Raw genomic sequence first — 13,444 nt, 5'->3', positions numbered from 1 at the left:
TTTTCACCACCTCCCTACTGTTTATGAGGAAGGTCATTGGCCAGCCTGTACATTGCGGGTGGCGCTTTTGCTACAGTATTCCAGATAAGCAGTTTGCCTGGACATTTGCTCAAACTAAAGCCGGCCTCCAAAGCCTTTCAAAACCAGCCATATTAAACTGGTCATCAAGTGTAAGTTTGTATATATCCGGTTTGGTGGTGCTTTGATGGAAGTCAAAATTGAATTTCTCATCAAAATAATTCAGCAGGCAGGTCATGATATGGCCATGGATGCCTATAGCAATTTTCCTGCCGCCATATTTAGAAACAGCATCTCTGAGCGCGCATATCCCCCGTTCCTGGATTTCCAGGTTTGATTCTCCGCCTGGATACTTAAAGCCAGGGTTATCATACACATATTTCAAGGCTTCCAGCGGCTTTTCAAAATGATGGCTTCTAGATGCCAAATCCCCTTCCCGCAAACGCGGGTCCAATTCCACTTCTTTTCCTAAGTTTCTTGCCAGCCCTTCGACTGTTTGTATTGCTCTCATATAAGGACTTGAGAGAATATGCTGAATTCCCTCTACTGCCAATAGATCAGCCACCCTGCGGGCGTCAGACCAGCCCTTCGCAGACAATCCCCGTGTTTCTTCATGCGCCAGCGAAAACTCAGAATGGGCATGTCTTATAAAATAGATTTCGGTTTTCATATCCATTCACCATTTTTCCCTTTTTGATTTCAGTATAAATGACAGATAGGACCTCAACCAATAAAAAAAGCCCGTCTCCCAGACGGACTCCAGCACTATCGTTTTTAATAAATATTTCCATATCACTTGTTCTTTCACCATCAAGCATATAAGCAACGCTTTCGCTTTCTCCGGCTGCCCCATTAGTTCAATGTTCTCAGTATATCTTCCCCTGCATCTTGCTGTGCCGATAAATGAAGCTCATAATTCAACCATTAGCACCTCCCCTTTGGAAAAATTCCACCGTTAGACGACAAGGAATGGAAAAGGTTTCAAAAAGTTATGTAGGCAGTGATCATAATAGGATTTCACTATGACCCTTTATTTGTTATCCTAGTACATATGCCAAGAAGGCAGCTTAGGAGTGTTAAAAAACATGAACAAAAAAGACATCGCCCAAATTCGGAAGCAGTTCAAGATCAATAATGATCTGCTGAAAATCTCCGATATTTTTAATGTGTATATCATGAAGGATTCCAGCGACATTTTTCATTACCAGAGCCAGCCTTTTGAAATGCTGGATCAGGAGCAGCAGGAGCTGTTTCTGCACAATTTTAAAAAGATGCTCGCCGGCCAGCTCGATGAAAAGCTCTTCGAATTGAAGTTCCAGCGCGATGCGGACAACAGCAGCCAGCTGATTCTCCATCAAGGGCTGCTGAGCAGTGATGTGGAAGGCTGGGCAGAGCAGATGCTTAAGATTGTAGAAAAACTGCTTGCAGTCCGGCAATATGAAAAAGATATCGTCATCACATTCATCCGCGGGGAATATTACAAGCCGACGAAGCGCCGCAATGATGAAGCAGAAGAAAGCGAACGGGATACCGTCTATTCCCATCCCTTCATTCTCTGCAGCATCAATAACACCCAGGAGCCGAAGAAGGAACTGCTTTTTGACTATGTCGAAAAAGAATTCAGATACCACTTTGTAATGGATCCAATCATCAACCTTAATGCTCCGCTCTCCGGGTTCTTATTTCCATGTTTCACCGATAACGCAGCGGATGTCAACCATGTTCTCTATTCTGCAGGCAAGGTCCACGAGCCGGATCACCTGTTCATAGAGGATGTGCTTAACGGGGAAGAAACAATGACAGCCCAGGATGATAAAATCGTCTTCGAGGAAATCATCAAGGATGTCACAGGAGATCAGCTGAGCACCTCTGCGCTCTCCACGGTCTATGAGGAAATCAACCGCATGATTGTGGAAAATGAAGAAGAAGAGCCGCCAAAGCTCGATTCCAAAGACGTAGAACGCGTTCTCAAAATGAGCGGCTTTGAGGATGTCGATTCCGAAAAAGTTGAATCTTCCTATCAAAAGATCATTGACGACGACAAATACGAAATCAAAGCCAGCAGTGTCCTGCCTAAATTTACATCAAAATCTATAAAAATCAGCACCAAAGTCGCCAACATCTCCATCAGCCCCCCAGATCTGCGGTATGTGAAGCAGATTGTGGTGGATGGGAAACGTTATTTGATGATTGAGGTGGAGGAAGAGACAGTGATTGAAGGGTTTACGATGATTCCGGAGGCATTTGGCGGTGGCGGTACGGAAGAATAGGAGTAAATAAAACCCGGTTCCTTATGAGAAGGAACCGGGTTTTATCCATAAGAAGCCCCCTGCCATTTCGGTACTGGCAGGGGGCTTCTGCTTAAAGCTCATTTCAGGGGTTATGATGTTGATTACATCATGCCGCCCATTCCACCCATGCCGCCCATATCAGGCATTGCAGGGCCGGCATTTTCTTCCGGCTTGTCAGCAACTACAGCTTCTGTAGTCAGGAACATAGCCGCAACAGATCCAGCGTTTTGAAGGGCTGAACGAGTTACTTTTGTTGGGTCAACGATACCGGCTTCGATCATGTTTACCCATTCGCCAGTAGCAGCGTTGAAGCCAGTGCCTACGTCTTCGCGCTTCAGGCGGTCAACGATGACAGAACCTTCAAGGCCTGCGTTGTGGGCGATTGTACGTACAGGCTCTTCCATTGCGCGAAGAACGATGTTGATGCCAGTCGCTTCGTCGCCTTCTGCTTCAAGGGAAGCCACTTTATTGTATACGTTCAGAAGGGCAACGCCGCCTCCGGAAACGATTCCTTCTTCTACTGCTGCGCGAGTAGAGTTCAGGGCGTCTTCGATGCGGAGCTTGCGCTCTTTCAGTTCAGTTTCAGTTGCAGCTCCAACCTTGACAACTGCTACACCGCCAGCCAATTTAGCCAGGCGCTCCTGCAGCTTTTCACGGTCGAATTCGGAAGTTGTTTCTTCCAGCTGAACGCGGATCTGGTTCACGCGGCCAGCGATTTGAGCGCTGTCTCCAGAACCTTCAACGATTGTTGTGTTTTCTTTGGAAACCACTACTTTAGAAGCGCGTCCTAAAGAATCGATTGTCGCAGATTTAAGGTCGCGTCCAAGCTCTTCAGTGATTACTTCACCGCCAGTAAGGACTGCGATGTCTTCAAGCATGGCTTTACGGCGGTCGCCGAAGCCAGGAGCTTTAACAGCAACAGCATTGAATGTGCCGCGAAGTTTGTTCACTACAAGCGTAGCAAGCGCTTCGCCTTCCACATCTTCAGCTACAAGCAATAATGGCTTGCCTTGCTGTACAACCTGCTCAAGAACAGGAAGGATTTCCTGGATGCTTGTGATCTTCTTGTCAGTGATCAGGATATATGGATTTTCAAGAACAGCTTCCATCTTGTCAGAATCAGTTACCATATAAGGAGATGCATATCCGCGGTCGAACTGCATACCTTCTACAACATCCAATTCAGTTGTGAAGCCTTTTGATTCTTCGATTGTGATGACGCCGTCGTTGCCAACGCGCTCCATTGCTTCTGCAATCAGCTGTCCGACTTCGTTGTCAGCAGCAGAAATTGCAGCAACCTGTGCAATGGACTCTTTGCCTTCGATTGGCTTGGAGATGGACTTAAGCTCTTCTACAGCCGCAGTTACCGCTTTTTCAATACCTTTGCGGATGCCCATTGGGTTAGCGCCTGCTGTTACGTTCTTAAGGCCTTCACGGATCATAGCCTGTGCAAGGACAGTTGCAGTTGTCGTACCGTCACCGGCAACATCGTTTGTCTTGCTTGCTACTTCAGCTACAAGCTTGGCACCCATGTTTTCGAATGCATCTTCAAGCTCGATTTCTTTTGCGATGGTAACACCGTCATTTGTGATAAGAGGTGAACCGAATTTCTTCTCAAGAACCACGTTGCGTCCTTTAGGTCCAAGAGTAACTTTTACCGCATTTGCAAGGGAATCCACTCCACGCAGCATGGCGCGGCGGGCTTCTTCACTAAACTTAATCTCTTTAGCCATTGTAAAAAAACCTCCTCAAGTTTTATGGTGTGTATAGTGTCCGGCTTACGGGGGCTATTAGCCTACAATTGCCAGAATATCGTTTTCGCGTAAAATTAAGTATTCTTTGCCTTCGTATTTCACTTCTGTACCGGCATATTTTGAGAAGATAATCGTGTCGCCAGCAGCAACTTCCAGCTCAACACGCTCGCCGTTTTCAAGAACGCGCCCTGTACCTACAGCAACAACCTTGCCTTCCTGAGGCTTCTCTTTAGCTGTGTCTGGCAGTACGATGCCGCTTGCAGTCTTTTCTTCCGTTTCAACAAGCTCGATAATAATACGATCACCTAGTGGCTTTAACAAGTGAAACAACCTCCTCAAATCTTTTATGTAGTTATTTATTAGCACTCTCATCTAATGAGTGCTAACACAATTATTATATTAATGAATCTTCACTTTATTTGCAAGTGGGACGCATAAAAAATTTTGTTAAAAATGTGCTGCTTCTATGTATAAGGCTGTGTGAAACAGAGCTTAACACGTATGGGCCAAAAATGAACATGGAACACTGACAAATCCATGTTCATTTTTGGCCAACCCTTTAAGTATATGAAGGAAATAAGATTTTATTCTATATATTTTAGGCGGCGCCCTCTTATTTGTGATCTATGCTCATTATTAGTAGAATGGTATGTATGGCATGTTTTTAGATAAAGGAGAATAAACTTTTGAAGAATGAATATTGGATTATCCTGATTGTTTATATAGGCATGCAGTTATCGAGCTATCTTGGAGTTCCGCTTTTCGCAGTGATCGGAACTATATCCGGCGGGAGCCCGGCGGAAGTGCAGGCGCTGTCTGTCGCCTACTGGCTTGTTTTCAGCTTTACAGTTGCCCTGATCCTTGTGCTATTCCTGCTGCGGAAAGAATTTAAATCAAAGGAGACGCTTGACCGCAGTGCTTCGTCTCCGCTTGCTTCCGTCGCCTGGGCAATTGCTGGTGTCTTCCTGGCACTGTTTGCACAGTCGCTTGCAGCTAATATCGAAAACCTGATCGGCATTGAAATGGGCTCTGAGAACACCCAGCAGATCATCAGGATCATCGAGACCCTGCCGCTCGTCGTGATTGTCAGCAGCATCATCGGCCCGATACTGGAGGAAATCGTCTTCCGGAAGGTCATCTTCGGCGCCCTTCATAAAAGAATGAACTTCTTTTTGGCGGCCCTGATCAGCTCAGTGATTTTTGCTTTCGCGCACCTCGAGCCTGAGCATGTGCTCCTTTATTCTGCAATGGGCTTCACATTCGCGTTCCTGTATGTGCGGACCAAGCGGATCCTTGTCCCGATTTTTGCGCATGTGTCGATGAATACTTTGGTAGTCATCATTCAAATGAATCAGGACAAACTACAAAAGTGGATAGAAGAAATGGAACAAATTCAAAGTTTTATTGGGGGATTTTAAATGAGGCAGTCACCGCTGTTTTCCGGATTCATCTATATATTCCTGGGCGTGCTGTTTACTTACTTTGCGATCCAGAATATAAATGAAACCGGTGAATGGGGATTTTTCACGTATCTGCTCGTGCTTCTGGCAACTTTTGATTTCGGTTCAGGCCTTCGGATGATTGCCTTTCACTATAAAATCAAACAAATTAAAAATAACCAAAAAAAATGAGCCTTATTCCAGGCTCATTTTTTATTTGGCTTCCATTTCCTTTGCCTGCAGCCTTTCAGCCTCCAGCACTTTTTTATATGAAAATCTGGAGATGAAAATGCTCAATTCATATAGAAGCAAAAGAGGCACTGTTACCATCATATGCGACAGCAGCTCAGGCGGCGTAATGAAGGCCGCAATGACAAGCAGCACAAAATATGCATACTTACGGATGCTTGACAGAAACATCGGTGTGACAATGCCAAGCCTGGTCAGGAACATGATGACAACCGGCAGCTGAAAAAGGATCCCGAACGGAATGGTCAGCTGGAACAGGAACTGAAAATACTCATTGATCCCAATCACCTGATTGATATCAAGCCTGTCCGCAATCCGGGTCATAAAGTCCACAACAAACGGAAAAAGTATAAAGTATGAAAATGCCACTCCGCCAATGAACAAGATCACAGAAACAGGAATATAGCTCAGTGTGACCTTCCGTTCCTTCTCATACAAACCTGGACTGATGAACGCCCAGAATTGGTAAAGGATGACCGGGGATGTCATGACAAAAGCTATAATAAAAGCAAACTGCATATAGATTTTGACTGGATCGGTCAGGCGGAATGCGTTCATCGTCAGCTCTTTCGCTTCATCGGCGCCCTGCAGATACACAATGAGGGGCTCGGCGAGGAAAAAGCTTAAAATCATCGCGCAGAACAAGAAAACGACTGTCATGACAAGCCGTTTTCTTAATTCGCCTATATGTTCGTAAATTGTCATATCCTTATGACTCATACATATAACATCCTTATGTTACTTAACTTCTTTTTTCTTCTCTTCATCTTCGTCATTCATAAGCCCTTTGGTAGCGGATTTGAATTCACGGAGGGTATTGCCGGCAGCTTTTCCAAGCTCAGGCAGTTTCTTCGGTCCAAAAATCAGCAAAGCGACAAAAACAATAAGCAAGAGGCTTCCCATTCCTAAATTCATCATTGCGCCTCACCTCCCTTTATCTATCATATTGATGATACCACTAACGCCTGTATAATTCTATCCGTAATGCTAACTTTGCGATAATTGTCACATTCCGGAACCTTACTCTTCTGCTTCCACTTCCTGAAGGGCTTCCATTGGATAATGCTTCAGGAAGTAGACGAGTGACTGCAGCTCCACAGCCAGGTCGATATGATGGACCCTGATGGCAGAAGGAACTGTGAGCCTTGCCGGTGTAAAGTTGAGGATGCCCTTGATGCTTCCTTTTACAAGCCTGTCCGTTATGGCTTGGGCAACCGGTGCCGGCACTGTCAGGATGGCGACTTTAATAGCGTGCTCTTCAGATATTCTTTCCAAATCATCCATATGGAAAACAGGCACACCGCCAATATCTGTGCCTACTTTTCCGGCATCAACATCGAATGCCGCTTCGATCTTGGTATTATTATTTTTCAGGAAGTTATAGTTCAAAAAAGCAGTCCCAAGGTTTCCTACCCCGATAAGGGCAACCTTTGTCACTTCGTCCTGATCCAGCGTCTTGCGGAAAAAAGACAGCAGATAGTTAACATTATAGCCGTAGCCTTTTTTCCCAAGCGCACCAAAGTAAGAAAAATCCCTTCTGATTGTAGCAGAATCCACCTTCACAGCTTCACTGAGCTCCGCCGAGGAAACTCTCTGTTTACCTGAAGAGTGGAGATTTTTTAAAAATCGATAATACAGCGGCAGTCGTTTGGCCGTTGCCTGCGGTATTTTAATGGCTTCATTTGACATAGCTTTTCCCCCCACCCTGCTGATTTTCTATTGTATTTGTCTGCTATTCTTTTTTGAAGTCCCCATTTTTTCCGCCTGTCTTTTCAACAAGATAGGTTTGTCCGATAATCATTCCCTTATCGAGAGCCTTGCACATATCATAGACCGTCAGCGCACAGGCACTGGCAGCTGTCAGCGCTTCCATTTCAACTCCGGTAGACCCTTTTGTCCTAACCTGAGCAGAAATATTAAGCCGGTAATCTTCTTCTGATTTTTCCCATCCAAAAGAAATATCGATGCCGGTCAGCGGAATGGGATGGCACATAGGAATGATTTCCCACGTCTTTTTGGCGGCCATGATGCCAGCTACCTGGGCCACTGCCAAAACATCGCCTTTTTTCATGCTGTTGCCGGTTATTTTTTCGTATATTTCACTGTTAACCGTTATACTTGAGTGAGCAGATGCAGTCCGGACAGTTTCGGGCTTGCTGCTGACATCCACCATGCGGGCTCTGCCCTCATTATTAAAATGTGTGAATTCTGACATTCATAAACACCTCTCTAAAGAATCATACACTATTTTAAATAGGTATGTAAGCTATATTGTATGATGTTTCACAAATTTCATCTTATTGCTGTGAGGGAATGAATAGGATACACTAACCTTTAGAATACAGAGGTGAGAACAATGATTTTACTTCAGGTAAATCAGCTGTCAAAGTACTTTGGAGCTGACATGATTTTATCCAATATAAAGCTTGAGGTGCAAACGCGCGACAGGATCGCCCTTGTGGGCAGGAACGGTGCGGGCAAATCAACGCTTTTGAAAATAATAGCAGGGCATATGTCCCATGATTCAGGCGAAATCATTAAACCGAAGGATGTTTCCATCGGCTATCTGGCACAGAATACAGGGCTTGAATCTGCCCTTTCCATCTGGGATGAAATGCTTTCGGTCTTCAAGGGGCTGAGGGAGATGGAAGCTGAGCTCCGCCGGCTGGAAGAAAGAATGGCAGATCCCGGCGCATTCAATGATCCTGGCTCCTACGAGAAGATCCTTAAGGAATATGATCTGCTGCAGGTACAGTTCAAGGAACAGGGAGGCTATCAGTATGAAGCCGATATCCGCTCCATCCTGCACGGACTGAATTTTCATTCCTTTAGTTATGATACAAGCATATCTGTCCTTAGCGGCGGCCAAAAAACAAGGCTGGCTTTAGCCAAATTGCTGCTGACCAGGCCAGATATCCTGATTCTGGACGAGCCCACCAACCATCTGGACATTGAAACCCTATCCTGGCTGGAGCAATATCTGCAGGGCTATGAGGGAGCCATTCTCATCGTTTCCCATGACCGTTACTTCCTTGATAAAGTCGTCACACAGGTATATGAGATAACACGCCAGCAGATTTCCAAATTCCCTGGCAACTACAGCTACTATTTAGAGAAAAAAGCTGAGAATTACGAAAGGGATATGCGCCAGTATGAGAAGCAGCAGGAGGAAGTGGCCAAGCTGCAGGACTTTATCCAGCGCAACCTGGCACGCGCCTCGACAACCAAGCGGGCACAGAGCCGGAGGAAAAAGCTTGAAAGGATGGAACTGATGGACAGGCCGCTCGGCGATGAAAAATCAGCTGCTTTCAGCTTTGATATTTTAAAGCAGACCGGCAATGATGTCCTGAAGGTCAATTCCCTTGAGGTCGGTTACAGCGAGAATAAGGTTTCAGAGAATATCTCTTTCCGCATGTCACGAGGAGACAGCGCTGCACTAGTGGGTCCAAATGGCGTCGGTAAGTCTACCCTGCTGAAGACCCTCATTCAAAAACTGCCGGCAATCGGCGGCAGTATCGATTACGGGTCAAATGTAGAGATTGGCTATTATGATCAGGAGCAGGCTGAGCTGAAATCAAACAAACGTGTCCTGAATGAATTATGGGATGACTATCCTCTCCATAATGAAAAAGAAATCCGCACGGTACTGGGGAATTTCCTTTTCTCTGGAGATGATGTCCTAAAGCCAGTATCCGCGCTGAGCGGAGGCGAAAAAGCGCGGCTCGCCCTTGCTAAGCTGATGATGCAGAAAGCCAATTTCCTGATCCTAGATGAGCCGACGAACCATCTGGATCTCGACAGCAAGGAAATACTTGAGAATGCCCTGATAGACTATCCAGGCACAATTTTATTCGTATCCCATGACCGCTATTTTATTAACCGGATAGCATCAAAAGTGCTGGAGCTGGAAAACAGCGGAGCAACAGAATTCCTCGGGGATTATGACTATTATGTTGATAAAAAGCAGGAGCAGGCTGAGCTTCTGGCCTTGGAGACAACAAAAGCAGAGAAGGCTGCACCTGTAAAAACAGATAAGCAGTCATATATACAGGATAAAGAAACAAAGAAGCTTGAGAGGCAGAAAATGCGCAGGCTTGAAGAGATTGAAGCACGGATCGAACAGCTGGAATCATCCATTGAGGATTATGAACAGCAGCTTTGCGAGCCAGAGATCTATCAGGACCATGAAAAAGTTTTAGCCATCACTAAAGACAACAGCGAAGCTAAAGAAGAACTCGAACTGCTAATGGAAGAATGGGCAGAGCTTGCTGAATAGGCTTTCATTTTAATCTGCAGAACCAGGCTTCCACAGCCTGGTTCTTTATTTTTGTTATTCACATTTTTATTCACAGACAGAGTGTATATTTAACTGTATTCCACAGGGTTTTCCACATTATCCACAATTAAAGATGTTTTTATCCACATTGTCCACAGATTCAACAGAATTTATCTCAGTTATCCACATCTCTTTCTGTTAACATAGATTCAGAAATTTAAATCTGTTGATAACATCTGCTGAAGACATAAAAAGCCGGTTCAGCACCTTTGAAAGGTTATGAACCGGCTTAGATATCATTAGTTATGAAGAGAGAGGTCTAATCCTGGATTGGCGTTAAGTGCAAGGTCTGACCGGATACCCTTTTCGTATAAAATAGTGCCGGCAGCCGCAATCATGGCTGCATTATCTGTGCAAAGTGAAAGAGGAGGAATCACCAGCTCGGATTCCAGGGTGCTGAATTCTCCTTCCAGTGCAGCCCGCAGCCCTTTATTGGCCGCCACTCCACCTGCAAGCAGCACTTGCTTTACATTGTATTCTTTGACTGCTTTTACCGTTTTAGTTACGAGTACATCAATGACACTTTCCTGAAAGCTTGCAGCCAGGTCTTCAGGCGCAATTTTGATGCCTTTCTGCTCCGCATTGTGTACGGTATTGATGACAGATGATTTAAGCCCGCTGAAGCTGAAGTCATAAGACCCTTCCTCCAGCCAGGCCCTCGGAAATTGGATGGCCGGACTTCCCTCATGAGCGAGGCGGTCAATATGGGGACCTCCGGGATAAGGCATCCCCAGAATGCGGGCAACTTTATCATAAGCTTCACCTGCAGCGTCATCCCGCGTTTCCCCAATCACCTCGAAATGGCCATGCTCTTTCATATACACCAATTCTGTATGCCCTCCTGATACAACAAGCGATAAAAGCGGAAACTTCATCTCTGTGATCAGGCGGTTAGCATAAATATGGCCGGCAATATGATGAACGCCGATCAGCGGCTTATTATGGGCAAATGCAAGGGCTTTTGCAGCATTAACTCCGATGAGCAGCGCTCCTACAAGACCTGGTCCTTCCGTTACGGCAACTGCATCTATTTCCTTCATGGAAATCCCGGCCTGCTGCAGGGCTTCCTCCAGTACAAGCGTCACCTGCTCAACGTGGTGGCGGGAAGCTATCTCGGGAACAACGCCTCCAAACCGCTTATGGCTTTCGATCTGCGATGCCACTACATTTGACAGTATCTCTGTTCCATTTTTGATGACTGCAACAGCTGTCTCATCACAGCTTGTCTCAATTCCTAGAATTAATGTATCTTTATTCATCTAATTTCACCCACATTACAATCGCATCTTCCTGATTGTCTGTATAATAGTTTTTTCTTATGCCGCCGTTTTGGAATCCCAGCTTTCGATACAAAGACTGTGCAGCAATATTCGTAACCCTTGCTTCAAGCGTCATAGTGACAGCCCCCAGCTCTTTGGCTGCTTCCATCATCTTCTTCATCAGGGCCTCTCCAAGCTTCTTTCCCCTGTACTCCGGGAGGACAGCTATATTGGTCACATGTGCCTCATCTACGACTATCCAGGCACCACAGTAACCTATAACAGCATCATCATCCTCCAGTACAAGATATACCGCAAACTGATTTTTAGTCAGTTCATTGATAAAAGCATCCCTGCTCCACGGGAGTGTAAATGACTTGTGCTCTATGACGAGCACCTGGTCGATATCTTCCTCTGCCATAAAACGAAATGAATAACCCATGATCTTATAGCCCGGCTTCCGGCTTATTCTTGCTTTCCAGCCATTTTGCTTCCGCCTCTGCCAAACGGATATAGTTTGGCACAAATGTATGGACGTCGGTGCTTTCTTTATCTTTTCCCAGCAGCGCCAATTCAGAAGGACGCGGATTATAATCAGTCAACCCTGCAAACCTTGCCTGATCTCCAAGCGTTTTAGCTATTACTTCCTTATGGAGGGGAACATCATTTCCTGTAAACAGCACCGGTTCATCGTATTGCTTCAGCCTCTCTGCCCAATCAGCAGATAATAGCAGCTGATCTTCCACAACATTCACCAGATTGCCCTTTTCATAACGATAAAGGCCGGTATATACCTGGCCCCTTCTGGCATCTGTCAGAGGAGATACAAGGCCGTCAAAATAACGTCCTGCAGATGCGGCCGACACTGCAAGGCTTGAAACGCCAGTCAGCGGAACCTGAAGGGACCAGGCCAAAGTCTTGGCTATTGTAACGCCGATCCGGACACCGGTATAAGATCCAGGCCCTTGTGCAACCACAACTTTCTCTAAATCCGCGGCGGTCAAATCACAGTCCCTTAATAATGTTTCAATTGCGGGCATAATTCGGACAGAATGGTTTTTTTTCAAGTTGGTTATATACTCGCCTATAACTTTCTCATCATCGATTACGGCTATTCCCAGCACATAATTGGATGTGTCTATCGCTAATACCTTCATCCCAATATCTCCTTACATAATTCCTCATATCTAACGCCATACGGTTTAAGGATAAGCATCCTGCTTCCTGCCTCACCGTGCCGGATATCAATCTGAAGTCTTTCTTCCGGAAGCTGGTCTTCAATGAGATGGGCCCATTCGACAACGGTAACACCTTTGCCCTCAAAATACTCATCAAACCCAAGGTCCTCAAAGGAATCCTCTACACGGTACACATCCATATGATAAAGCGGCATACGGCCCATATATTCTTTGATGATGGTAAAAGTGGGGCTGCTTACATTCCGCTGGACGCCCAAACCCTCGGCAAGGCCTTTTGTAAAAGTCGTCTTCCCTGCTCCCAGATCGCCCTCCAGGGTCAATACATCGCCTGGCAAAAGACGCTCTGCAAGCCTTTTTGAAAAATCCATCGTCAAATCCGGGCTGCCGGAAACAAACTCAAACTGCTTCATATTATAGTCACCTTTATCAGTAAAGTAATTGTTGTGTGAAAAACGTACAAATTAAGCGCAGGACCTTATAAAACACATCTTATATAAGTGTACATGATTTTGAGGGATTGGGCAAAAAGGCCGGATGCAGCCTTTATCATGCCATTGAGTACATCCAACTTTTTTTGCAATTAAAATAAGACCCGGCAGGTTGCCGGGTCTTCATATTTAAGCATAAAAAAAACGAAACTCCGTTCCGTCTGGTAAACTTCAAAATTATTAAAATGGCGGTCCCGACGGGAATCGAACCCGCGATCTCCTGCGTGACAGGCAGGCATGTTAACCGCTACACCACGGGACCGTAATAGCAGTTATTAAAGTATAAGTCTGCTGTCATCCTTATGTAAATGGATTATTGCGGGGGCAGGATTTGAACCTGCGACCTTCGGGTTATGAGCCCGACGAGCTACCGAACTGCTCCACCCCGCGACGATAAAAGTATTCTAAAAC

At 45.5% G+C, this 13,444-nt stretch carries 15 protein-coding genes and 2 tRNA genes; 4 read left to right on the top strand and 13 right to left on the bottom strand.

All coding sequences use genetic code 11. From position 1 onward, the window contains the following. Nucleotides 1-109: 109 nt before the first annotated feature. Entirely contained in the window at nucleotides 110-688 is a 579-nt protein-coding gene (locus Q9R36_RS25130) for a histidine phosphatase family protein (protein ID WP_311226067.1), read from the bottom strand. A 415-nt stretch (nucleotides 689-1,103) separates the two neighbouring features. Between Q9R36_RS25130 and Q9R36_RS25125 the strand changes: the two genes are divergently transcribed. Beyond that, entirely contained in the window at nucleotides 1,104-2,288 is a 1,185-nt protein-coding gene (locus Q9R36_RS25125) for a DUF4317 domain-containing protein (protein WP_009795813.1), read from the top strand. Nucleotides 2,289-2,410: 122 nt separating this feature from the next. Here the strand turns inward: Q9R36_RS25125 and groL are convergent, their stop codons facing one another. Further along, entirely contained in the window at nucleotides 2,411-4,042 is a 1,632-nt protein-coding gene (gene groL, locus Q9R36_RS25120; RefSeq protein WP_009795812.1) for a chaperonin GroEL, read from the bottom strand. Nucleotides 4,043-4,099: 57 nt separating this feature from the next. Next, nucleotides 4,100-4,384: a co-chaperone GroES gene (groES, locus tag Q9R36_RS25115; protein WP_101552863.1), complete on the bottom strand. Its 285-nt coding sequence runs from the start codon at nucleotides 4,382-4,384 to the stop codon at nucleotides 4,100-4,102. Nucleotides 4,385-4,749: 365 nt separating this feature from the next. On the opposite strand from groES, the gene Q9R36_RS25110 reads away from it, so the two are divergent. Together Q9R36_RS25110 and Q9R36_RS25105 are read left to right on the top strand one after the other, a co-directional pair. Beyond that, a complete protein-coding gene (locus Q9R36_RS25110; protein WP_009795810.1) occupies nucleotides 4,750-5,481 on the top strand; it encodes a CPBP family intramembrane glutamic endopeptidase in 732 nt (243 codons plus the stop codon). Beyond that, complete coding sequence (locus Q9R36_RS25105) at nucleotides 5,482-5,694, top strand: YdiK family protein (protein WP_009795809.1); 213 nt, start codon at nucleotides 5,482-5,484, stop codon at nucleotides 5,692-5,694. It begins immediately after the preceding gene. A gap of 21 nt (nucleotides 5,695-5,715) precedes the next feature. Here Q9R36_RS25105 and tatC read toward each other — a convergent pair whose 3' ends face one another. From tatC to moaC, 4 genes are all read right to left on the bottom strand, one after another. Beyond that, entirely contained in the window at nucleotides 5,716-6,471 is a 756-nt protein-coding gene (tatC, locus tag Q9R36_RS25100) for a twin-arginine translocase subunit TatC (protein WP_009795808.1), read from the bottom strand. 18 nt (nucleotides 6,472-6,489) lie between these two features. Next, nucleotides 6,490-6,669 (bottom strand): twin-arginine translocase TatA/TatE family subunit, encoded by a 180-nt coding sequence (locus Q9R36_RS25095; RefSeq protein ID WP_009795807.1) that lies wholly within the window; start codon nucleotides 6,667-6,669, stop codon nucleotides 6,490-6,492. 102 nt (nucleotides 6,670-6,771) lie between these two features. Then, nucleotides 6,772-7,440 carry a redox-sensing transcriptional repressor Rex gene (locus tag Q9R36_RS25090; RefSeq protein ID WP_009795806.1) on the bottom strand — a complete coding sequence of 223 codons (669 nt, stop codon included), beginning with the start codon at nucleotides 7,438-7,440 and terminating at the stop codon, nucleotides 6,772-6,774. A 43-nt stretch (nucleotides 7,441-7,483) separates the two neighbouring features. Continuing rightward, nucleotides 7,484-7,966 carry a cyclic pyranopterin monophosphate synthase MoaC gene (gene moaC / locus Q9R36_RS25085; RefSeq protein ID WP_148951026.1) on the bottom strand — a complete coding sequence of 161 codons (483 nt, stop codon included), beginning with the start codon at nucleotides 7,964-7,966 and terminating at the stop codon, nucleotides 7,484-7,486. Between the two features lie 141 nt (nucleotides 7,967-8,107). On the opposite strand from moaC, the gene Q9R36_RS25080 reads away from it, so the two are divergent. Continuing rightward, a complete protein-coding gene (locus tag Q9R36_RS25080) occupies nucleotides 8,108-10,027 on the top strand; it encodes an ABC-F family ATP-binding cassette domain-containing protein (RefSeq protein WP_311226066.1) in 1,920 nt (639 codons plus the stop codon). 299 nt (nucleotides 10,028-10,326) lie between these two features. Here the strand turns inward: Q9R36_RS25080 and tsaD are convergent, their stop codons facing one another. The 6 genes from tsaD to Q9R36_RS25050 all read right to left on the bottom strand — a co-directional run bounded on the left by tsaD (nucleotide 10,327) and on the right by Q9R36_RS25050 (nucleotide 13,423). Continuing rightward, complete coding sequence (gene tsaD, locus Q9R36_RS25075) at nucleotides 10,327-11,346, bottom strand: tRNA (adenosine(37)-N6)-threonylcarbamoyltransferase complex transferase subunit TsaD (RefSeq protein ID WP_101552853.1); 1,020 nt, start codon at nucleotides 11,344-11,346, stop codon at nucleotides 10,327-10,329. Beyond that, nucleotides 11,339-11,788 carry a ribosomal protein S18-alanine N-acetyltransferase gene (gene rimI / locus Q9R36_RS25070; protein ID WP_035403427.1) on the bottom strand — a complete coding sequence of 150 codons (450 nt, stop codon included), beginning with the start codon at nucleotides 11,786-11,788 and terminating at the stop codon, nucleotides 11,339-11,341. The genes tsaD and rimI overlap by 8 nt, the downstream gene beginning before the upstream one ends. Nucleotides 11,789-11,792: 4 nt before the next feature. Beyond that, nucleotides 11,793-12,503, bottom strand: a complete 711-nt coding sequence (gene tsaB, locus Q9R36_RS25065) for a tRNA (adenosine(37)-N6)-threonylcarbamoyltransferase complex dimerization subunit type 1 TsaB (protein ID WP_311226065.1) — start codon at nucleotides 12,501-12,503, stop codon at nucleotides 11,793-11,795. Beyond that, the gene (tsaE, locus tag Q9R36_RS25060; RefSeq protein ID WP_253616024.1) at nucleotides 12,500-12,955 is read right to left on the bottom strand and encodes a tRNA (adenosine(37)-N6)-threonylcarbamoyltransferase complex ATPase subunit type 1 TsaE; all 456 of its coding nucleotides are present in this window, start codon (nucleotides 12,953-12,955) and stop codon (nucleotides 12,500-12,502) included. The genes tsaB and tsaE overlap by 4 nt, the downstream gene beginning before the upstream one ends. Nucleotides 12,956-13,219: 264 nt before the next feature. Then, a tRNA-Asp gene (locus Q9R36_RS25055) sits at nucleotides 13,220-13,295 on the bottom strand. 54 nt (nucleotides 13,296-13,349) lie between these two features. Further along, nucleotides 13,350-13,423: transfer RNA gene (locus Q9R36_RS25050), tRNA-Met, on the bottom strand. Nucleotides 13,424-13,444: the final 21 nt, after the last annotated feature.

The organism is Bacillus sp. AG4(2022) (assembly GCF_031844465.1).
Classification (GTDB): Bacteria; Bacillota; Bacilli; order Bacillales; family Cytobacillaceae; genus Bacillus_AB; species Bacillus_AB infantis.
The sequence above is the reverse complement of the archived record's forward strand: the minus strand, read 5'-3'. Positions and strand labels throughout refer to the sequence as shown.